The 20,022-nt window shown below is 73.8% G+C and carries 19 protein-coding genes; 11 read left to right on the forward strand and 8 right to left on the reverse strand.

From position 1 onward, the window contains the following. Positions 1-153 precede the first annotated feature (153 nt). The 4 genes from JMJ56_RS23575 to JMJ56_RS23590 all read right to left on the reverse strand — a co-directional run bounded on the left by JMJ56_RS23575 (position 154) and on the right by JMJ56_RS23590 (position 4,370). Positions 154-753, reverse strand: a complete 600-nt coding sequence (locus JMJ56_RS23575; protein ID WP_202834225.1) for a glutathione S-transferase family protein — start codon at positions 751-753, stop codon at positions 154-156. Between the two features lie 49 nt (positions 754-802). After that, entirely contained in the window at positions 803-2,455 is a 1,653-nt protein-coding gene (gene ggt / locus JMJ56_RS23580; RefSeq protein ID WP_236038364.1) for a gamma-glutamyltransferase, read from the reverse strand. 95 nt (positions 2,456-2,550) lie between these two features. Then, positions 2,551-3,348 carry an enoyl-CoA hydratase-related protein gene (locus tag JMJ56_RS23585; protein ID WP_202834226.1) on the reverse strand — a complete coding sequence of 266 codons (798 nt, stop codon included), beginning with the start codon at positions 3,346-3,348 and terminating at the stop codon, positions 2,551-2,553. 47 nt (positions 3,349-3,395) lie between these two features. Next, positions 3,396-4,370 carry an ATP-grasp fold amidoligase family protein gene (locus tag JMJ56_RS23590; RefSeq protein WP_202834227.1) on the reverse strand — a complete coding sequence of 325 codons (975 nt, stop codon included), beginning with the start codon at positions 4,368-4,370 and terminating at the stop codon, positions 3,396-3,398. A gap of 66 nt (positions 4,371-4,436) precedes the next feature. Here JMJ56_RS23590 and modB point away from each other — a divergent pair, with 66 nt between their 5' ends. The 6 genes from modB to JMJ56_RS23620 all read left to right on the forward strand — a co-directional run bounded on the left by modB (position 4,437) and on the right by JMJ56_RS23620 (position 10,922). Continuing rightward, positions 4,437-5,156: a molybdate ABC transporter permease subunit gene (modB, locus tag JMJ56_RS23595; RefSeq protein WP_456318799.1), complete on the forward strand. Its 720-nt coding sequence runs from the start codon at positions 4,437-4,439 to the stop codon at positions 5,154-5,156. Then, positions 5,156-6,256, forward strand: coding sequence for a molybdenum ABC transporter ATP-binding protein (gene modC / locus JMJ56_RS23600; RefSeq protein WP_202834228.1), 1,101 nt, complete (start codon positions 5,156-5,158; stop codon positions 6,254-6,256). Before modB ends, modC begins: the two co-directional genes overlap by 1 nt. Beyond that, complete coding sequence (locus JMJ56_RS23605) at positions 6,253-7,182, forward strand: hypothetical protein (RefSeq protein WP_202834229.1); 930 nt, start codon at positions 6,253-6,255, stop codon at positions 7,180-7,182. The genes modC and JMJ56_RS23605 overlap by 4 nt, the downstream gene beginning before the upstream one ends. 57 nt (positions 7,183-7,239) lie before the next feature. Continuing rightward, the gene (locus JMJ56_RS23610) at positions 7,240-9,195 is read left to right on the forward strand and encodes a molybdopterin biosynthesis protein (RefSeq protein WP_202834230.1); all 1,956 of its coding nucleotides are present in this window, start codon (positions 7,240-7,242) and stop codon (positions 9,193-9,195) included. Positions 9,196-9,324: 129 nt separating this feature from the next. After that, positions 9,325-10,380 carry a catalase family peroxidase gene (locus JMJ56_RS23615; protein ID WP_202834231.1) on the forward strand — a complete coding sequence of 352 codons (1,056 nt, stop codon included), beginning with the start codon at positions 9,325-9,327 and terminating at the stop codon, positions 10,378-10,380. Then, complete coding sequence (locus JMJ56_RS23620) at positions 10,377-10,922, forward strand: cytochrome b (RefSeq protein ID WP_202834232.1); 546 nt, start codon at positions 10,377-10,379, stop codon at positions 10,920-10,922. The genes JMJ56_RS23615 and JMJ56_RS23620 overlap by 4 nt, the downstream gene beginning before the upstream one ends. A 7-nt stretch (positions 10,923-10,929) precedes the next feature. On the opposite strand, the gene JMJ56_RS23625 is transcribed toward JMJ56_RS23620, so the two are convergent. The 3 genes from JMJ56_RS23625 to JMJ56_RS23635 are packed head-to-tail and all read right to left on the reverse strand — an operon-like array spanning position 10,930 to position 13,246. Beyond that, positions 10,930-11,490, reverse strand: a complete 561-nt coding sequence (locus tag JMJ56_RS23625) for a cob(I)yrinic acid a,c-diamide adenosyltransferase (protein ID WP_202834233.1) — start codon at positions 11,488-11,490, stop codon at positions 10,930-10,932. 11 nt (positions 11,491-11,501) lie between these two features. Next, positions 11,502-12,362: an energy transducer TonB gene (locus tag JMJ56_RS23630; protein ID WP_202834234.1), complete on the reverse strand. Its 861-nt coding sequence runs from the start codon at positions 12,360-12,362 to the stop codon at positions 11,502-11,504. Beyond that, entirely contained in the window at positions 12,359-13,246 is an 888-nt protein-coding gene (locus JMJ56_RS23635; protein WP_202834235.1) for a cation diffusion facilitator family transporter, read from the reverse strand. The genes JMJ56_RS23630 and JMJ56_RS23635 overlap by 4 nt, the downstream gene beginning before the upstream one ends. Before the next feature lie 174 nt (positions 13,247-13,420). Between JMJ56_RS23635 and JMJ56_RS23640 the strand changes: the two genes are divergently transcribed. From JMJ56_RS23640 to JMJ56_RS23650, 3 genes are all read left to right on the forward strand, one after another. Then, positions 13,421-14,014 carry a DUF2889 domain-containing protein gene (locus tag JMJ56_RS23640; protein ID WP_202834236.1) on the forward strand — a complete coding sequence of 198 codons (594 nt, stop codon included), beginning with the start codon at positions 13,421-13,423 and terminating at the stop codon, positions 14,012-14,014. Positions 14,015-14,153: 139 nt separating this feature from the next. Then, complete coding sequence (locus tag JMJ56_RS23645) at positions 14,154-15,020, forward strand: DMT family transporter (RefSeq protein ID WP_328702458.1); 867 nt, start codon at positions 14,154-14,156, stop codon at positions 15,018-15,020. A 165-nt stretch (positions 15,021-15,185) separates the two neighbouring features. Next, positions 15,186-15,836, forward strand: a complete 651-nt coding sequence (locus tag JMJ56_RS23650) for a LysE family translocator (RefSeq protein ID WP_202834237.1) — start codon at positions 15,186-15,188, stop codon at positions 15,834-15,836. Between the two features lie 111 nt (positions 15,837-15,947). Here JMJ56_RS23650 and JMJ56_RS23655 read toward each other — a convergent pair whose 3' ends face one another. Further along, positions 15,948-17,093 carry an anhydro-N-acetylmuramic acid kinase gene (locus tag JMJ56_RS23655; protein ID WP_202834300.1) on the reverse strand — a complete coding sequence of 382 codons (1,146 nt, stop codon included), beginning with the start codon at positions 17,091-17,093 and terminating at the stop codon, positions 15,948-15,950. Between the two features lie 63 nt (positions 17,094-17,156). Between JMJ56_RS23655 and tyrS the strand changes: the two genes are divergently transcribed. Further along, positions 17,157-18,392, forward strand: coding sequence for a tyrosine--tRNA ligase (tyrS, locus tag JMJ56_RS23660; protein ID WP_202834238.1), 1,236 nt, complete (start codon positions 17,157-17,159; stop codon positions 18,390-18,392). A gap of 80 nt (positions 18,393-18,472) precedes the next feature. Continuing rightward, the gene (locus tag JMJ56_RS23665; protein ID WP_202834239.1) at positions 18,473-20,020 is read left to right on the forward strand and encodes a GGDEF domain-containing protein; all 1,548 of its coding nucleotides are present in this window, start codon (positions 18,473-18,475) and stop codon (positions 20,018-20,020) included. Positions 20,021-20,022 lie beyond the last annotated feature (2 nt).

Here is a 20,022-nt window from a genome sequence, read left to right on the forward strand (position 1 = left end):
AGGATGTCGTGCCGGGTCAGGAAGTCGGGCGGGACGAGGCCGGCGGGGATGGGGTCGGGGCGGCGGGGCTTGCGGCGCATGGGGTTAGGCTCCGCGATGGAGCCGTAAACATAACAGGAACGATACGTAAACGCAAGATCTTTGGCCCTGGAATCAGCGCAGCGGCACGATCCCCGGCAGCGCCCGCAGCCTTGCGACCCAGGCGGAGACACCCGGCCAGCGGGCCAGGTCGAAGCCGCCCTCATCCGCGACGTGCGTGTAGGCGAAGAGGGCGAGGTCGGCGATCGTCGGGCCCGCATCGGTCAGCCAGTCATGGCGGGACAACCGCCCCTCCATGATGTCGAGCGCACGCTCGCCGCCCAGGCGGCAGCGCTCCAGCCGCTCCGCCTCAGCCTCCGCCGTGCCGAGGAAGGCGCGGATGTTGCGGGCGACGGCGATGAAGGGTTCATGACTGTACTGCTCCCAGAACAGCCATTCCAGCACGCGGGTGCGGGCGAGGCCGGCGGGCGGCAGCCAGGGCGTACCCTCGGCGAAATGGGCGAGGATCGCATTCGACTCCGCGATCACCGTGCCGTCGTCCAGCTCCACCACGGGCACCTTGCCCATCGGAAAGCGGGCGAGGAAGGCAGGGCTGCGGGTCTCGCCGCCATTCGTGTCCACCTCGACCCAGTGGAAGGGACGGCCGGCGAGGCGGAGGATCTGGGCCGCCTTCCAGCAATTGCCGGAAGGGGCCATGCCGTGGAGGATCGTCATGCACGCATCCTGCGTGAAACGAGGCCCGGCGTCACGGACCTCCCCTGCCCTATCGTCGTGGCGCGTCGGGCCAGAAGCGGGCGCCGGGGCGGGCAAGGCCGCCGCCGAGGCCGATGGCGGTGCCGTCGGCGCGCCAGCAGGCGGCACCTTCCAGCATGCCGTCCGGGTGGAAGCGGATCGCGGCCATGCCGCCGCCGACATGGGGGAGCGGCAGCACCTCATGGCCCATCGCCGCGAGGGCGGCGCGGGTCGGCCCGGGGATGTCGGGCTCGACCTCCAGCGCCTGGCCCTGGGTCCAGAGGCGGGGGGCCTCGACCGCCTGCTGCAGGCTCATGCCGTGGTCGATGAGGGCGATCAGGGCCTGCATGGCGCTGCCGAAGATGCGCAGGCCGCCGGGGAGGCCGAGGGCGACCAGGGGCTTGCCGTCACGAAGCGCGATCAGCGGGGCCTGGCTGGTGGTGATCCGCTTGCCCGGGGCGATGGAGAGGGCATGGCCGGGGCGCGGGTCGAAGAGGGCCATGTAGTTGTTGGGGATGAGGCCGGTGCCCGGGACCATGAGGCGGGCGCCGAAGAGGCTGTTGATGGTGTGCGTCGCGCAGAGGATGTGGCCCTCGGCATCGGCGACGGTCAGGTGGGTGGTGTTGGGGCTCTCGCCCGCCGCGACGCCGGCGCTCCAGGCGCGGGCGCGGTGCGGGTCGATGAGGGCGCGGCGCTCGGCGGCATAGTCCTTGGAGAGCAGGCGATCGACGGGGACGGCGACGAAATCCGGGTCGGCCGTCGCGGCGGCGCGGTCGGCGAAGGCGATCTTCAGCGCCTCGGCGAGGAAGTGGCAGGTTTCGGGGGTGCCGGAGCCGGAGGCGCGGAGGTCGAAGCCTTCGAGGATGTTCAGCATCTGGATGACATGGACGCCGCCGGAGGAGGGGGGCGGCGGGCCGACCACCTCCAGGCCGCGATAGGTGCCGCGGACGGGGGCGCGCTCGACGAGGCGGGCGGCGCGGAGGTCGGCTTCCGTCAGCAGGCCGCCGAGGCGCTGGATATGGGCGGCGATCGTCGCGCCGAGGGGGCCGCCATGGAGGGCGGCGGGGCCGTCGGCGGCGATCCGGCGGAGGGAGGCGGCGGCCTCGGCCTGGATGAGGCGGGTGCCGGCGGCAGGCGGCTGGCCGCCGGGCAGGAAGACGGCGCTGATCGCGGGGTCGAGGGCGAGGTCCGGGGCGACCTCGGCGATGCACTCGGCGAGGTAGGGGGTGACCTGGAAGCCCCGCTCGGCGAGGCGGATCGCGGGCTGCATCACCTCGGCGAGGGAGAGGCGCCCGTGGCGGCGCAGCGCCTCGGCCCAGGCGAGGAGGTTGCCGGGGGTGGCGATGGCCAGCGGGCCGAGGGTGTTGGCGCGGCCTTCGGTCTCGAGCGCGGCGGGCCAGTCCTGCGACACGGGCCGGTACATGTCGGGGCGGCCGGCGGCGGGGACCGCGGAGAGGCCGTCGAGGACGGTGTGGCTGCCGTCGGGCAGGCGGAGATGCATCATGCCGCCGCCGAGCAGGCCGACCATCATCGGCTCCACCACCGTCAGCGCGAAGAGGGCGGCCACGCCGGCATCGATGGCGTTGCCGCCGGCGGCCAGCATCTCCGCCCCCGCCGCCGAGGCGAGCGGGTGGTTGGTGACGACCATACCGCGGGCGGCGGTGGCGGGGTGCTTCTCGGTCATTCCGGGTGGCCTTTCGGGAAGGCGTGCGAGGCGTCAGGGACCGCGCGGAAGACCGGGGCCCCCGCGGCGCCGCGCAGCGGTGTCGTGGGGAGTGGTCAGCGTCCCTTGAAGACCGGCTTGCGCTTCTCGTTGAAGCTGCGGATGCCCTCGATCCGGTCCTCGGTGCCGACCAGGTGGTTGTAGGCCTCGATCTCGAAGCGGAGTGCGGTGCGGATGTCCATCTGCAGGCCGAAATGGATCGACTTCTTCGCCTGGCGGACCGAGAGCGGGGCGTTGCCGGCAATGGCCGTCGCCGTCTCCATCACGGCGGGCCAGAGCTCGTCCTTCGTGCAGACGCGGTTGAGGATGCCCCAGTCGGCGGCCTGCTGCGCGGTGAAGGGCTTGCCGGCGAGGATGATCTCCTTGGCGCGGCGCTCGCCGACCACGCGGGGCAGGGTCTGGGTGCCGCCGGCGCCGGGCATGATGCCGATCGTCACCTCGGTCAGGGCGAAGCGGGCGTGGTCGGCGCCATAGGCGAAGTCGGAGGCGAGGACCATCTCGAGGCCGCCGGCATAGGCATGGCCGGAGACGGCGGCGATGACGGGGATGGGGCAGTCGATCTGGGCCCAGAAGGCGCGCTCGAAGATCTCGTGCTGCCGGCGCCATGCCTCGTCGGTCATGCCGTTGCGCTCCTTCAAGTCGCCGCCGCCGCAGAAGGCGCGCTCCCCGGCCGCGGCGAAGACGACGCAGCGGATGTCGCCCGGGTCCTGGAAGAGGCCGGTCCAGACCGCGTGGAGGTCGAGGCCCATCTGGGTGTTCAGCGCGTTCGAAACCTCGGGGCGGTTGAGGCGCACCACCAGCACATGGGGCGCGGGGGTTTCGAGGCTGAGCGTGTCGAGCGGGGCGAGTTTCACGGTGGCGGTCCTCCTCCACCGGAGAGTGGACGGGCCGGCGGCGCTTGTCAGCCCGGCGTGGCGGGGACGGGGGCGGCGGGGCCCCTCCGCTGGGCCTCCGCCCAGAGGGCGCCGAGGGCGAAGTCCTCCGCGACGGAGCCGAGCGGGACGACCGCGCCGCCCGAATAATGCGTCATCTCGCCGAAGCGGGGCTCGCCGCCGATCAGGTAGAAATCGACGCGGACGGCATCGAACCCGGCGCCGAGCCGGGCGGCGAGGTCGTGCAGCAGGGCAGCCTCGGGCGGGGGGCCCGGATAGTCCGGGCAGTCGGCCTGGCGGTGGCGGCCGAAGGCGAGCGGGGCGAGGGTCAGCGGGTCGTAGAACAGCTCGCGCCGCCGGTCGGTGTAGCGGCCGAGATGGACCTGCAGCAGGCGGGGGCGGCCGCCGAAGACGTAGAGCTTGTAGTCCTCCGGCACGCCGCCGGCGCCGGTGCCGGGGAGGTATTCCTCGGCGAGCAGGCGCGGGCGGATCGGCCGGTAGCCCCATTCGCCGGTGCGCCGGCCGTAATCCTCGGCGAGCCAGCCGGCGGCGGTGGCCAGGATCGCCGGGCGGCAGGCGGCGTCGCGGTCGGTGACGAAGGCGTTGTAGCCGGAGCCGTGATTGGCCTTGAGGACGAAGCGGCGCGGCAGCCTCTCCCACGGGATCTCGCCCGGATGGTCCCAGAGGCCGAGGGCCGGGACGAGGTAGCGCCAGCCGATCCGCCCCGCGACCCAGGGGCGGACGGCGGCCTTGTCGAGCGTCAGCGGGATCAGCGGATTGCGGTCGTGGAGGATTTTCCAGGCGATCCGCTCGTTGAAGCTGCGCGGGTTGCGGAGGTCGGGCTCATAGCCGAGGGAGGCGCGCATCATCCGGCGCAGGCGGCGGGCGATGCGCAGCCGGTCGAGCCAGCCGACATGGTCGGCGGCGCGGTGGAAGGCGTGGCGGAGCAGGGCGAGGCCCGGAAGCGAGGGGCGAACTAAGGCAAGGCTGGCCGGCTGGGTCATGCTGGATTCCATGTAATGCCGAACTCCATTGGCGCTACGGCCAGGCGGGGGGATACGGATGCGGAATTGACGGCGATTTCGGGGGCATGGGCACGGATGCTGTCGGCGGAGGAATGGGACGCGGTGCGGCTGAGCCTCGCCGTGGCGGGGCGCTCGGTGCTGGTCTCGCTGCTGCCGGCGGTGCTGGTGGCCTGGGCGCTGGCGCGCGGGCGCTTCCCCGGGCGGATGCTGCTGGATGCGGTGGTCCACCTGCCGCTGGTGGTGCCGCCGGTGGTGGTCGGCTGGGGGCTGCTGATGCTGTTCGGGGTGCGGGGGCCAATCGGCGGGCCGCTCAACGACTGGTTCGGGGTCAGGCTGGTCTTCACCACCGAGGGGGCGGCGCTGGCCACCGCCGTGATGTCCTTCCCGCTGATCGTGCGCAGCGTAAGGCTTGGGCTGGAGGGGCTGGACCCGGGGCTGGAGGAGGCGGCGCGGACGCTGGGGGCGGGGTGGCTCGACCGGTTCCTCACCGTCACCCTGCCGCTGATGTCGCCGGGGATCCTGGCGGGCGCGGTGACGGCCTTCGCGGCCGGGCTCGGGGAATTCGGAGCGGTCATTACCTTCGCCTCCAACATCCCCGGTGAGACGCAGACCCTGCCGCTGGCGATCTACAGCGCGACGCAGAGCCCGGGGGGCGAGGCGGCGGCGGGGCGGCTGGCGCTGGTCTCCTTCGCCCTGGCGCTAACGGGGCTGCTGCTGGCGGAGTTGCTGGGGCGGCGGCTCGGGCGCTGGCTGGGGCGGGCGTGATGCTGGAGGTGGCGGTGCGGCACCGCTTTCCCGGCTTCGCCCTGGAAGCGGAGTTCGGCTCGCCGGGGGCGGGGGTGACGGCGCTGTTCGGGCCGTCGGGCTGCGGGAAGTCGACCATCCTGGCGGCGGTCGCCGGGCTGCTCAGGCCGGAGGCGGGGCGGGTCGTCGCCGGGGGCGAGGTGTTGCTGGATACGGCGCGCGGGGTCTCAGTCGCTCCGGAGCGGAGGCGCTGCGGGGTGGTGTTCCAGGATGCGCGGCTGTTCCCGCATCTGAGCGTCGCGTCCAACCTGCGCTACGGGCTGCGGCGGGCGCCGCGCGGGGCCACGAGGGATGCCGAAGGGCCGGGCTTCGGCGAGGTGGTGGAGCTGCTGGGGCTCGGCGGGCTGCTGGGGCGAAGGCCGCTGGGGCTCTCGGGCGGGGAGCGGCAGCGGGTGGCGTTGGGGCGGGCGCTGCTCGCCCGGCCAAGGCTGCTGCTGATGGACGAGCCACTGGCGGCGCTCGATGCCGGGCGGCGGGCGGAGGTGCTGCCCTTCCTCGCCCGGCTGCGCGACGCGGCGGGGCTGCCGATCCTCTACGTCACCCATGCGCTGGACGAGGTGGATGCGCTGGCCGACCGGCTGGTGCTGCTGGAGGCGGGACGCGTGCTCGCCGCCGGGACGGTGGAGGCGCTGGCGGCGCGGGCGGACCTCCCAGCGCTGGCCCGGCGGCGGGATGCGGGGGCGGTGATCGGCTGCACCGTGCTGGGGCAGGATGCCGCGCGGGGGCTGACCCGGCTGGGCTTCGAGGGAGGCGAGCTGGTGGTGGCGCAGCGGCCGGGGCTGGCGGTGGGGGCGCGGCTCCGGCTGCGGCTGCGGGCGCGCGACGTGGCCGTCGCCACCGAGGCGCCGCGGGGGATTTCCATGCACAACATCCTGCCGGCGCGGCTGGAGGTGGTGGTCTCCGCCGGGGAGGCCGAGGCGATGCTGCGGCTCCGGGTCGGGCCGACGGCGCTGCTGGCGCGGGTGACGCGGGACAGCGTCGGGCGGCTGGGCCTGGCGCCGGGGATGGCGGTCTTCGCCCTGGTGAAGTCGATCGCCTTCGACCATGCGGGGCCGGGATGAGCGGCGGCTGGCGGCTGGCGCCGGTGGCGGAGGCGCGGGCGCTGCTGCCGGCGGCGCCGGTGGCGGCGCGGCGCCTGCCGCTCGGGCGCGCCATCGGCCATGTGCTGGCGGAGCCGGTGCGGGCGGCGGCCGCGGTGCCGGCGCGGGCGGAGGCGGCGCGGGAGGGCTGGGCGGTCGCGGCCGCTGCGACCGAGGGGGCGGGGCCCTATGCGCCGGTGCTGCTGCCGGGGCTGGCGCGGGTGGCGCCGGGCGAGGCGCTGCCGGCGGGGACGGATGCGGTGCTGCCCGCCTTCGCGCGGGACGGGGCGATGGTGCTGGAGGCGGTGGCGCCGGGCGAGGGCGTCCGCCCGGCCGGGGAGGATGCGGCGGCGGGGGCGGTGCTGCGGGGAGCGGGGCACCGGCTCGGGCCGCTCGACCTTGTGCTGGCGGCGGCCGGCGTGGCGGAAGTGGCGGTGCGGGTGCCGCGCGTCGCGCTGCACGGGGCGGACTGGCTCGCCGGGATGGTGCGGGCGGAGGGGGCCGAGCTGGTCGAGGAGGGAGCCGAGCTGGTGCTGGCGGCGGGGCTGCGGGCGGAGCGGGTGCTCTGCCCGGGCATCGCGGCGCGGCCGGGGGATGGGGTCGGGGTCGGGATCATCGGCGGGGTGCCGGCGGTGCTGCTGCCGGGGGACCTGCCGGGGGCGCTGGCGGGATGGTGGCTGCTCGGGCGGCCGGTGGTCCGCGCGCTGGCGGGGCGCGGGCCGGTGGCGCGGCGGCGGATGACCCTGGCGCGGAAGCTGGCCTCGCCGGTCGGCCTCACCGAGGTGGTGATGCTGGGGGCGGCGGGCGATGCGGTGACGGCGCTCGGCGCGGCGGTGGCGGTGCTGGTCGTGCCGCCGGGGCGGGAGGGGTATGAGGCAGGGACCGAGGTGGAGGTGGAAGCGGTGTGACCGATGGCCCGGTTGACCAACTCCCCCTGCCTTCTGCCGCCTGCTAGACCTCGCGCCATGTCCCTTCTCGACCGCATCCGCCGCGCCGCGCGGCAGGAGCAATTCCTCGACGTCATCACGGCCGAGGACGCCACCGCCCGGTTCCGGGCGGCGCTCGACCTCGCGCCCCTGCCGGCGGAGGAGGTGGCGCTGGCGCAGGCGCTCGGGCGGGTGACGGCGCGTCCGGTGGCGGCGGCGGCGGATGCGCCGCCCTTCGACCGGGCCTCGATGGACGGCTTCGCGGTCAGGGCGGCGGACACGCTCGGGGCGAGCGAGGCGGCGCCGCGGCGGCTCCTGCTCAATGCCGAGCTGCTGGCCTGCGGGGTGGCGCCGGCGATCGAGGTGGCGCCGGACACGGCGACGGCGATCGCCACCGGCGGCGTCATCCCGCGTGGGGCGGATGCCGTCGTCATGGTCGAGAGCACCGAGGCGGAGGAGGGGCCGGAGGGGCCGGTGGTGCTCGTCTGCCGGCCGGTGGCGGCGGGGCAGGCGGTGGCCTATGCGGGCAGCGACATCGCCCGCGGCGAGACGGTGCTGCGGGCCGGCATGGTCGTCACCAGCCGGGAGATCGGGATGCTGGCCGCGGCGGGGCTCGCCACCCTGGCCGTCGTGCGGCGGCCGCGGGTGGCGGTGCTCTCGACGGGCGATGAGCTGGTGGCGCCGGGCGAGGCGCTGCCGCCGGGCGGCATCTACGACAGCAACGCGGCGATCCTCTCGGCGGCGGTGGCGGAGAATGGCGGCGAGGCGGTGCCGCTCGGCATCTTCCGCGACGACGAGCCAGAGCTGGAGGCGGCGCTGCGGCGGGCGCTGGAGCTGGCCGACATGGTGGTGATGTCGGGCGGCACCTCGAAGGGGGCGGGGGATGTGTCGCACCGCATCCTCGGGCGGTTGCCGGGGCCGGGCGTCCTCGTGCACGGGGTGGCGCTGAAGCCGGGCAAGCCGCTCTGCCTCGGCGCCGTGGGTCGGACGCCGGTGGTGGTGCTGCCGGGTTTCCCGACCAGCGCGGTCTTCACCTTCCAGGAATTCGCGGTGCCGGTGATCCGGGCGATGGCGGGGCTGCCGCCCAGGGCCGAGGCGGCGGTGGAGGCGAGGCTCGCCGTCCGCACGCCGAGCGAGGCCGGACGGACGGAGTATGTGATGGCCTCGCTCGGCGAGGACCCGGCGGGGCGGCTGCTGGCTTGGCCGCTGGGCAAGGGTTCGGGGAGCGTCACCGCCTTCTCGCAGGCCGACGGCTTCTTCGCCATCCCGGCGGAGGAGCAGGCAGCCGCGGCGGGGGCGGTGCAGCGGGTGCGGCTGATCGGGGGGGCGCATCCGTTGCCGGACCTCACCATCATCGGCAGCCACTGCACGGGGCTGGATGCGATCCTCGACCTTCTGGCGGCGGAGGGGATCAGGGGGCGGAGCCTGGCGGTGGGCAGCCTCGGTGGGCTGGCGGCGGCGCGGCGGGGGGAGTGCGACCTGGCGCCGGCGCATCTGCTGGACGCGGCGAGCGGGGCGTACAACCGGCCCTTCCTCGCCGAGGGGCTCAGGCTGGTGCCGGGCTGGCGGCGGGTGCAGGGGGTGGTCTACCGCCCGGGGGATGCCCGGTTCGGGGGGCTGGATGGGCGGGCGGCGGTCGAACGGGGCGCGGCGGGGCCGGGGCTGCTGCTGGTCAACCGCAATGCGGGGTCGGGCACGCGGATCCTGCTCGACGGGCTGCTCGGAGGAGCGAGGCCGGCGGGCTATGCCAACCAGCCGAAATCGCACAACGCCGTCGCGGCGGCGGTGGCGCAGGGGCGGGCGGATTGGGGGGTCGCCATCCGCAGCGTCGCCGAGGCCTATGGGCTGGGCTTCGCGCCGCTGGCGGACGAGCATTACGACTTCTTCCTGCCCGAGGCGCGGGCGGAGCGGACGGCGGTTCGGGCTTTCCTCCGGGCGCTTGCCAGCGAGGAAGGCAAGGCGAGGCTCAGGGCGCTGGGGTTCGAGCCGGCGTGAATCCCCAGCGTGAATCCCCAGCGTGAATCCCCAGCGTGAATCCATTGTCATGCGGCCGGTGCGGATTGCGCGGTAACGGACGGGAATGGTCCGGCGAATAGCCCGCCGGATCATGCATGAGAGGTGTCCATGGCGCAGCCATCCCGCCCGTCGCGTTTCCCCCTGGGTTCCTTCGTCGTCATCGCGGCCGTGCTGGGCGGGGGCGCGGCGGCCTTCGCCTATACCGCCGGCTGGCTCTCGCCCGAGCGCCTGTCGCGCGAGCGGGTGCTGGCGGCGCTGAGCCCGCCGGGAGGGCCGGCGCCTGGCCATCGGCGCAACCACACCAAGGGCCTCTGCTTCACCGGCAGCTTCGAGGCGAACGGGGCGGGCGCCGCCCTCTCCCGCGCGCCGGTGCTGGCGGCGGGCCGCTACCCGGTCATCGGCCGGTTCAACCTCGCCTCGGCCGTGCTGGCGCAGCCGGACGGGCAGGCGCGGGTGCGCGGGCTGAGCCTCAGCATCACCGGCCCGGACGGGTCGGAGTGGCGGACGGCCATGATCACCGCGCCGGTCTTCCCCGTCTCCAACGTGGAGGCCTTCTACGCCCTGCAGATGGCGGCGAGGAGCAAGGAGCCGGGGGCGATGGGGGCCTTCGCCGCGGCCCATCCCGAGATCGCCGCCTTCGGCGCCTGGGCGGGCAGCGCGCCCTGGACCGGCAGCTATGCGGAGGAGCGCTACAACGCGCTCAACGCCTTCCTCTTCACGGATGCCGGGGGGCGCGACCATGCGGTGCGCTGGTCGGTGCGGCCGGAGGCGAGGCCGGTGCCGGTGCCGCACGAGCAGCTCACAGCAAAGCCGCCGGATTTCCTCAACGACGAGATCAAGGCGCGCATCGCCGCGGGGCCGGTGCGCTGGACCATGACGGTGACGGAGGCCGGGCCGGGCGACCCGGTGGCGGACCCGAGCAAGGCGTGGCCGGAGGAGCGCCGCACCGTCGAGGTCGGCACGCTGACCGCGGAGGCGGTGCAGGAGGAGCAGGACGGACCGTGCCGCGACATCAATTACGACCCGACGGTGCTGCCGCCCGGCATGCGGCCCTCGGCGGACCCCTTCCCCGCCGCGCGGTCCTCCGCCTATGCCCTGTCCTATGAGCGCCGCGCCGCCGAGGCGGCGGCCTATCCCCACAGTGCCCCTGGAGGCCGCCCATGACCGCCGCACGCTTCAGCCCGATGCAGCGGCTGCTCCACTGGCTCATGGCGGCCTGCATCCTGGCGATGCTGTTCATCGGCGTCGGCATGGTCTCGACCCTATCGACGCGCTACCTGGCGCTCGTCTCCATCCACAAGCCGCTTGGCATCGCCATCCTGCTGCTGGCGCTGCTGCGGCTGGGGCTCCGGCTGCGGCGGGGGGCGCCGCCGCTGCCGTCCGACCTGCCCGAGCCGATGCGGCTGGCGGCGCATGTCTCGCATGTCGCGCTCTATGGGCTGATGATCGCCATGCCGCTGCTGGGCTGGGCGATGCTCTCGGCCGAGGGCTACCCGGTGGTGCTGTGGCAGGGGCTGCGGCTGCCGCCGATCCTGCCGCAGAGCCTCGAGGCCTATGCCCTGCTGCGGCAGGCACATGGGCTGCTCGGCTATGCCTTCTTCGCCGTGATCCTCGCGCATCTCGGCGCCGCGCTCTTCCATGCGCTGGTGCGGCGCGACGGGGTGTTCGAGGCGATGGCGCCGGTGCCGGGCCGGGCGCTCGACTGAGCCCGGCTCAGCGGGTGGCGCCGGGGGCCCAGAGCACGTCGCCGGCGCCGTTGCCGTTGAGGCGGCGGGAGAGGATGAAGAGCAGGTCGGAGAGGCGGTTGAGGTAGCGGATCGCCTCCGGGTTCACCGGCTCCGCCGCGGCAAGGGCGACGGTGACGCGCTCGGCACGGCGGGCGACCGTGCGGGCGAGATGGGCGGCGGCGGCGCCGGGGGTGCCGCCGGGGAGGACGAAGCTCGTCAGCGGCGGCACCAGCGCGTTCAGCGCGGCGGCCTCCGCCTCCAGCCGGGCGGTCTGGGCGGCGGCCAGGCGGAGGCGCCCCCCGGCCTCGCCGGGCACGCAGAGATCGGCGCCGAGGTCGAACAGGTCGTTCTGGATGCGGGCGAGGATGGCGTCGGCCTCCGCGTCGCCGGCGGTGTGCAGGCGGAGCAGGCCGAGCACGGCATTGGTCTCGTCCACCGTGCCGATTGCCTCGATGCGGAGCGAATCCTTGCGCAGCCGGGTGCCGTCGCCGAGCGAGGTCTCGCCGGCATCGCCGCCGCGGGTGGTGATGACGTCGAGCCTGACCATGGGGCGTCCTTCTACCGGTTCAGCTGGAAATGGATGGAGGTGCGGATATTGCCCGATATGGGGATGCCGTCGCGCATGGCAGGGCGGAAGCGCCAGCGGCGGACGGCGCGCCTGGCGGAGTCGTCGAGGGCGGGGAAGCCGGAGCTGGCGACGACCTCGACCTCCTCGACGGTGCCGTTCGGGGTGACGCGGATGACGAGGCCGACGACGCCCTGCTGGCCGCGCTGGCGGGCTTCGTCGGGATATTCGGGCGTGGGGTTGCGGATGCCCTCGGCAAGGCCTGGGGGCGTGATGGCACCGAGGGCGGGGGCGGCGCCGGTGGTCAGCGGCTGCTGGCTCGCCGGGCCGGCGGGTGGCGCGGCAGCCTGGGCGAAAGGGGCCGGACGCGCGGGGGCGGTGCGGGGGCGCGGCTGGGGCGGCGGAGGGAGGGACGGCTCGGGTGGTGGGATGGGCAACGGCTCCGGCTCGGGCTCGGCTTGGGGCTGCGGCGGCGCGGGCGGGGCCGGCAGGACCGCAGGCGGCGGGCGGTCCTCGGGCGGCGGGGGCGGCAGGGTGAGGGCATCCGGCGCCGCGGGGGGCGGCAGGAGCGCGGCAAGCGGCGGTGGCGGCGGGGCGAGGCTCGGCGGCGGCGGGGCGGGGGCGGCCGGCGGGGGTGGCGGTGGCGGCTCCGACTGGGCGGGGGCGGCGGGCGGCGCCGGCTCGCCCTCGGTCGTGCCGGTCTGCTCCTGCCAGACGACCTCGACCGATTGCTCGGCGGACGGGGCGGGCTGGCGGGGGCGGTTGAGGAACAGGAGCATCGCGGCCAGCGCCGCGGCATGGAGCGTGAGGGAGGCGGCGGCGGCGCGGCCGAGCCGGGACCCGTCCAGGGTCACAGCACCAGGACGCCGTGGTGCTTGGCCTTGCCCTCGGGCTCGACATGGATGGTGATGGTGGCGCCCTCGATCTCCGCCTTCAGCGCCGCCTCGATGCGGTCGCAGATGGCATGCGCCGCGTCGACCGTCATCGTCCCCGGCACGACCAGGTGGAATTCGATGAAGGTAAGGCGGCCGGCATGGCGGGTGCGGAGGTCGTGCGCCTCGATCGCGCCCTCGGCATGGGTTGAGACGGCGCCGCGGATGCGGGCGAGCAGGCCGGGCTCCACCGCCTCGTCCATCAGCCCGCCGACGCTCTCGCGCACCAGCCTGCTGCCGGACCAGAGGATGTTGAGCGCGGTGAGCGCGGCGAGCAGCGGGTCGAGCCAGAGGCGGCCGGTGAGGGCGACCAGGGTGACGCCGACGAGCACGCCGAGGGAGGTGACGACATCGGCGACCAGGTGGCGGGCATCGGCGAGCAGCGCGGGCGAGCGGGAGCGGCGGCCCTGGCGGAAGAGGAGGCTGGCCCAGCCGGCATTGATCGCGGTGGCCAGCGCCGAGATGGCGAGGCCGGGCCAGGGCTGCTCCGGCCCCACCGGGCTGCGCCAGGCGCCCCAGGCCTCATTCAGGATGGCGACGGCGGCGATGACGATCAGCGCGCCCTCGAGCACGGCGGAGAAGTATTCCGCCTTGGTGTGGCCGTAGGGGTGGTTGGCGTCGGCCGGCATCGCCGCGTAGTGGACGGCGATGAGGGCGGCCGCGGCGGCGGCGACGTTCACCACGCTCTCCAGCGCATCGGCCAGCAGGGCGACGCTGCCGGTCAGCGCCCAGGCGCCGAGCTTCAGCGCCAGCACCAGGGCGGCGACGACGACGCTGCCGATGGCGAAGCGGAGGGTGCTGCTCATCGGTGGTGGCGGGGCGGGGTGGCGGGCAAGCGTGGGCTCCGGGATGGGGGGTGTTTTGGACTGCGCGGCGGCGGGGGGGCAAGGGGGGCGGCAGGGGCTTTCCTTAGCCTGCTAGGTTTTCCGCCCCGGCCGGTTCATGGCATGATGCCGCGTTGCACAATGGAATTGGCGCCGATGCCCCTGCCCTCCCCTGCCCCGCGCGAGCCGCTGCACCGGCGCGCCATCGACATCCGCGGCTACCGGCGGGAGGACGGGCTGTTCGATGTCGAGGCGCATCTGGTCGATACGAAATCCTACCCCTTCGTCAATGACGACCGCGGCACGATCGAGCCGGGCAAGGCGCTGCACGGGATGTGGCTGCGGCTGACCTTGCGGGAGGACATGGAGATCGTCGCCTGCGAGGCCGCCTCCGACTTCACGCCCTATGCGGTCTGCCCGCAGGCGGCGCCGAATTTCGCCCGGCTGGCGGGGCTGCGCATCGGGCCCGGCTTCAACCGGGCGGTGCAGGAGCGGGTCGGCGGCGTCGAGGGCTGCACGCACCTGCGGGAGGTGCTGGGGCAGATGGCGACGGTCGCCTTCCAGACGCTCTACCCGATCAGGGCCAGGCGCGAGCGGGAGGAGGTGGCGCGGATCATGGCCGCGGGCGGCGCGGCCGAGCGGCGCCGCCCGGCGATGCTCGGGAGCTGCCTCGCCTATGCGGCGGACAGCCCGGTGGCGCAGGCGCGGTGGCCCTGGCTGAAGGAGGAGGCGGGGTCCGGCCAGGGCTGAGGGCCCGCCCCCCGCGGGGGCTTTGCAGCCGGGCGCCGCGTGGCTACTGGTGCGGGGCGGCCTCTCCTTGCCGGGATGAACGGGCCGCGAGGGGTGGAACATCGCCATAACCGCTTTCCTGCGCGCGGGCGCGGGGCCCGTGCGCGCCACGGGCGGCATCGCCATGATGCTGCTCGGCGTGCTGCTCTTCGCCGTCAACGACACGCTCGGGAAGTGGCTGGTCGGCGCCTACACGGTGGGGCAGCTCTTCCTGGTGCGGAGCATCGCCGGGCTCTGCTTCATGGCGCCCTTCATCTGGCGCACCGGCCCCGAGCCCTTCCTGCGGCCGCCGCGGCCCGGCCTGCAGCTGCTCCGCGTGGCCTTCTCGACGCTCGAGGGTTCGCTGTTCTTCTGGGCGCTGACGGAGCTGCCGCTGGCGGAGGTCATGACCTACTACATGGCCGGGCCGATCTACGTGACCGCGCTGTCGCCCTTCCTGCTCGGCGAGCGGGTGGGCTGGCGGCGCTGGACGGCGGTTGCGGTCGGGTTCGGCGGGGTGGTGCTGGCGCTCGATCCCTCGCCCGGCTCCTTTTCGGCAGGGGCGGTCTGCGCGCTGGTGGGCAGCTTCAGCTATGCCTGCTTCATGGTCGCCACGCGCAAGCTGGCGGGCACGCCGGGGACGGTGCTGATGACGGCGCAGCTCGTCGCCGCGGTGCTCTTCGGCGGCGTGCTGGTGCTGGTGCAGGGCTGGACGCCGCCCGGGGCGCTCGACCTCGTGCTGATGCTCTGTCTCGGCCTCGGCTCGCTGAGCGGCAATCTCTGCGTGAACCAGGCGCTGCGGATGGCGCCGGCCTCCGTGGTGGTGCCCTACCAGTACACGCTGATCCTCTGGGGGATGCTGTTCGGGTATCTGTTCTTCGGCGAGATGGTCGGGCCGCTGACCCTGGCGGGGGCGGCGGTCATCATCGGGGCGGGGTTGTTCATCTTCATGCGGGAGCAGCAGTTGAGGGGGCAAGTGGGGGTTTAGGACGGTTTCGGTGGCTGGAGATTCGGAAGGGGAAGAAGCCGGTTTCGTAGCGGGTTGAAAACGGCTGCGAGGGGCGGGGTGCGGACCTCCGGCGATTGCTGTGAGCAGCGCAACGGCCCGTTTCTGCCTGGGCGATGGGCTTGCGATCTTATAGGAGGTCACGCCATGCCTGAACTGACCCAACTCGCCCTCTACGTGGCCGCGGCTTTGCTACTCGCCATCACGCCCGGTCCGGGCATCTTCTACGTCGCTGCGCGGACGCTTGCTGGCGGCCGTGCAGAAGGTGTGGCTTCCAGCTTCGGTACCGGCTTAGGCGGTATGGTCCACGTCCTGGCAGGCAGCTTGGGCGTATCCGCCATCGTACTTGCCAGCGCAGAACTCTTCACTGCGCTCAAGCTGATTGGCTCCGCCTACCTCCTTTGGATTGGCTTCCGCACCATCCAGTCCGCCCGCAGGGACGCGTCGACAATTTTGAATGGCGCAGCCATGGCTCCGCCGGTTGGACCACATCGTGCGTTCCGCGAAGGCGTGCTTGTCGAGGCGCTGAACCCGAAAACAGCAGCCTTTTTCCTGGCCTTCGTGCCGCAGTTTGTGGACCCGGCTCAAGGCAGCATCGCCCTACAGTTTGTGGTCCTGGGCTCCGTATCGGTTGTACTCAACACCCTAGCTGACATCGTGGTTGCCTTCGCCGCTGGGGGCATCCGAGAGGGCGCCGCAGCACGTCCCACGCTGATCCGGCGCCTCCGAGAGGCATCCGGTGCCGCGATGGTCGCGCTCGGCATCGGCCTCGCTCTGGCAAAGCGCCCTGCCGCATGATCGCTGGGCCACATCATTCATCACGGCTTGCCAAGGGCTAGGTCCGCTTTGGGTCGGAAGCGGACCTCCCGGCCTTATTGTGCAGCGGGCTCCAGGTCGTTCGAATGATCTCTATGGCTCGACCACCCTCCCCCCCGCCATCGGCTCCGCCACCCCCGTCGTCCCGGGGAAGGTAATCGCCAACCCCCGCCGCACCCGCGCCGCCAGTACCCCGAAGGCCTGCGCCTCCAGCGCATCGCCGTTCCAGCCGGCGACCTCCACCGGCCGCACCGGCGCCTCGAGCGCGCCGGATAGCGCCCGCATGATCGCCGGATTGCGCCGCCCGCCGCCGCCGACCAGCCATTGCAGCGGCGGCGCCGGAAAGTGGCGGCCGGCGGCGGCGACGCAGAGGGCGCAGAAGGTCGCCAGCGTCGCGGCGCCGTCCTGAGGCGTGAGGCGGTCGGCGCCGGCCTCGTGCAGGGCGCGGCTGAAATCGAGCCGGTCAAGGGACTTGGGCGGCGGGGCTTCCAGGTAGGGGTGGGCCATCAGGCGGCCGAGCACGGCGGCGTCGGGCTCCCCGGCGAGCGCCAGGTGGCCGTCCTTGTCGTAGTCGCGGCCGGTGGATTTCCGCGCCCAGTCGTCGAGCGGGCCGTTGGCGGGGCCGGTATCGAAGGCGATCAGCTCATCCCCTTCGCCGATCCAGGTGACGTTGCCGACGCCGCCGAGATTCAGCACGGCGAGCGGCTTGGGGAGGGCCGCGGCCAGCGCCGCGTGGACGATGGGGACGAGGGGCGCGCCCTGGCCGCCGGCGGCGACATCGGCGGAGCGGAAGTCGTGGGCGACGGGGAGGTTGGTCAGGCGCGCGAGCAGCGCGGCATCGCCGACCTGCCAGGTGGAGCCGGGCTGGCGCAGCGCCTCGGCGGCCGTCGCGGCGTTGCGGCCGGGGCGGATCGGCGGCGGGCGGTGCAGGATGGTCTGGCCGTGGAAGCCGATGAGGTCGGCGCCCTCGCGGAAGCTCTCCCAGGCCAGCTCCCGGATGCGGGCGACGGCATTGGCGTGGCGGTCGGTCAGGCGGCGGACGCAATCGGCGAGGAAGGCGTCGTCCGGCGCGAGGGCCGGGGCAAGGTCGAGCAGGCGGCGGAGGTCGCGGCGCAGGCCTGGGTCGTAGGGGAGCGTGACGGTGGGGCCGATGCGGCCGATCGCCTCGCCATCCGTCTCCACCCAGGCGGCGTCCACGCCGTCGAGGGAGGTGCCGCTCATCAGCCCGATCGTTCTCAGCATCCGGATCGTGTGCTACGGGGGCGGCCCCCTCCACAAGACCCGAATGTGACGCAAAGCCCCATGACCGGCCCGGACAGCGACTTCCTCCGCCAGGCGCAGGAGCGCGGCTACATCCACCAGGTGACCGATGCCGAAGCGCTCTCGGCGCGGCTCAGGGAGGGGGTGGTTTCGGGCTATATCGGCTTCGACTGCACCGCCGACAGCCTGCATGTCGGCCACCTGGTCTCGATCATGCTGCTGCGGCTGATGCAGCGCTCGGGGCACCGGCCGGTGGTGCTGATGGGGGGCGGGACGACCAAGGTGGGCGACCCCTCCTTCCGCGACGAGGCACGGCCGCTGCTCGACGACGCGGCAATCGAGCGCAACAAGGCGGGCATCCGCCGCGTCTTCGACCGGTTCCTCCGCTTCGGCGAGGGCGCGTCGGATGCGATCATGCTCGACAATGCCGAGTGGCTGGACGGGCTGCGCTACATCCCCTTCCTGCGCGACGTGGGGCGGCATTTCAGCGTGAACCGGATGCTGACCATGGACAGCGTGCGGCTGCGGCTGGACCGGGAGCAGAATCTCTCGTTCCTTGAGTTCAACTACATGCTGCTGCAGAGCTACGACTTCGCCGAGCTGCGGCGGCGGCATGGCGTGACGGTGCAGATGGGCGGCTCCGACCAGTGGGGCAATATCGTCATGGGGGTGGAGCTGTGCCGGCGGATGGATGCCGCCGAGGCCTTCGGCGTGACGACGCCGCTGCTGACGACCGCGTCGGGGGCCAAGATGGGCAAGACCGCCGCCGGCGCCGCCTGGCTGAACGCGGAGCGGGTCTCGCCTTACGACTACTGGCAATTCTGGCGGAACACCGAGGATGCCGATGTCGGCCGCTTCCTCGCCCTCTTCACCGAGCTGCCGATGGACGAGGTTCGGCGGCTCGGCGCGCTCGCGGGCTCGGAGGTGAACGAGGCGAAGAAGGTACTGGCGACGGAGGCCTGCGCCCTGCTGCATGGGCGCGAGGCGGCGGAGGCGGCGGCGGAGACGGCGCGGCGCGCCTTCGAGCAGGGCGAGGCGGCGGAGACGCTGCCCTCCGTCACGGCCGCGCTGCCGGCGGGCCTGCTCGACCTGCTGCTGGCGGCCGATCTGGTGAAGAGCAAGGGCGAGGCGCGGCGGCTCATCGCCCAGGCCGGGGTGCGGCTGAACGATGCCCCCGTCGACGATCCCGCGCGCGAGGTCACGGCCGGCGACCTGCGGGACGGGGCGGCGAAGCTCTCGCTCGGGCGGAAGCGGCATGTGCTGGTGCGGCCGGGCTGAGGGGCGCGATGCCATTCGCTTGAGCGGGAGCGGCATCTGGCTTAGGTTCACGCCAGCGTGAACCCGGGAATGCGGCAGCGTTGATCTCACTGGCTCAGTCTGCTGCGGTTCCCGACTATGGCCTCCCGGCCGAGGAACAGGCGCCTGCCAATCCCTGGATGTCGCCCTGGCTGGCCCGCGGCGGGGCTGCGCGGTGGGTAGCCGGGAACCTCGTCGTCGCGCTGCTCTATGCCGGGCTCGGCGTGGTGGTGGGGCGGTTCTTCGGAGCCTACGGGTTGTTCCCGGCGCCGATCTGGCTGCCCTCCGGCATCGCCTGCGTCGCCGCCATGGTGGGCGGGGCGGGGCTGCTGCCGGGCATCTTCCTCGGCTCCTGCCTGGTCAACGGGCTGTTCTTCGGCAGCGGGCCCTGGCTGACCCTCGCCATTTCGGCGGGGAATACGCTCGGGCCCTGGGCGGGCGTGGCGCTGACCCGGGCGATGCGGCCGCAGACGGGGCTGTTCACGCGCTTCATCGGCGTGCTCGGCTTCATCCTGGGCGGCGTGCTGCTGCATGCGGCGGTGACGGCGACGGTGGGGACGCTGGTGCTGTCGCTGGCGGGGCCGATGACGGCGGGGCAGGCCTATGCCGTCTTCTCCGCCTGGTGGCTGTGCGACAGCGGCGGGACCTTCTTCTTCGCGCCCGCCCTGCTGCTCTGGCTCGGGGCGGAGCGGCGGGCGGCGCCGGTGGACCGGGGGCCGGGGGTGGTCGATCACCTCGTGCTGGCGGCGACGGTGCTGGGGGCGGCGGCGCTCTTCGCGGTGCCGGGGGCCGGGCTGCTGGTGCGGCCGGATGCCGTCTTCCTGCTGACCGTGCCGCTGTCCTGGATCACGCTGCGGATCTCGCTGCGGGCGGCCTACACGCTGCTGACGGCGATCTGCATCACGGCGACCGTGGGCACGGTGATGCGCGAAGGGCCGTTCCAGGGGCATGGCGTCGCCAACCCGCTGCAATCGGTCGGGCTGATGACGGTGCTCTTCGCCATGGATGCGCTGACGCTGATCGCGCTTACCAGCGAGGGGCGCGAGGCACGGGCGCGGCTGGCCGAGACGCGGGGCACGCTGGCGCGCAGCATGGTGCGGACCGAGACCCTGGCGCGCGAGACGCTGACCGACCCGCTGACCGGCGCCGGCAACCGGCGGCATTTCGACCATGCGGGCGGCGCGGCGCTCTACCGCGCGCGGCAGCGGGGGGAGGCCTTCTCCATGCTCCTCTTCGACCTCGACCACTTCAAGGCGTTGAACGACCGCGCCGGCCATGAGGCGGGGGACGCGGCGTTGCGCGGCGTCGTCCGCGCCTGCAAGGCCGTGCTGCGCGAAGCGCCACTGCTATTCCGCATGGGGGGCGAGGAATTCGCCGTGCTGCTGCCGGGGGCTGGCCTTGCCGAGGCGGCGCAGGTGGCGGAGCGGCTGCGGGCCGCCATCCGCGACATGCCCTGGGACGACGGCGAGTCATGGCTGAGCGCCAGCTTCGGCGTGGCCGAGGCGGGGCCGGCGGACCGCACGCTCGATGGGCTGATGCGGCGGGCCGATGCGGCGGTCTACGCGGCGAAGGAGCGGGGACGGAACCGGGTGGAGGTGGCCGCGGCCTAGAG

The sequence above is a fragment of the Belnapia arida genome, assembly GCF_016773205.1.
Taxonomy (GTDB): Bacteria; Pseudomonadota; Alphaproteobacteria; order Acetobacterales; family Acetobacteraceae; genus Belnapia; species Belnapia arida.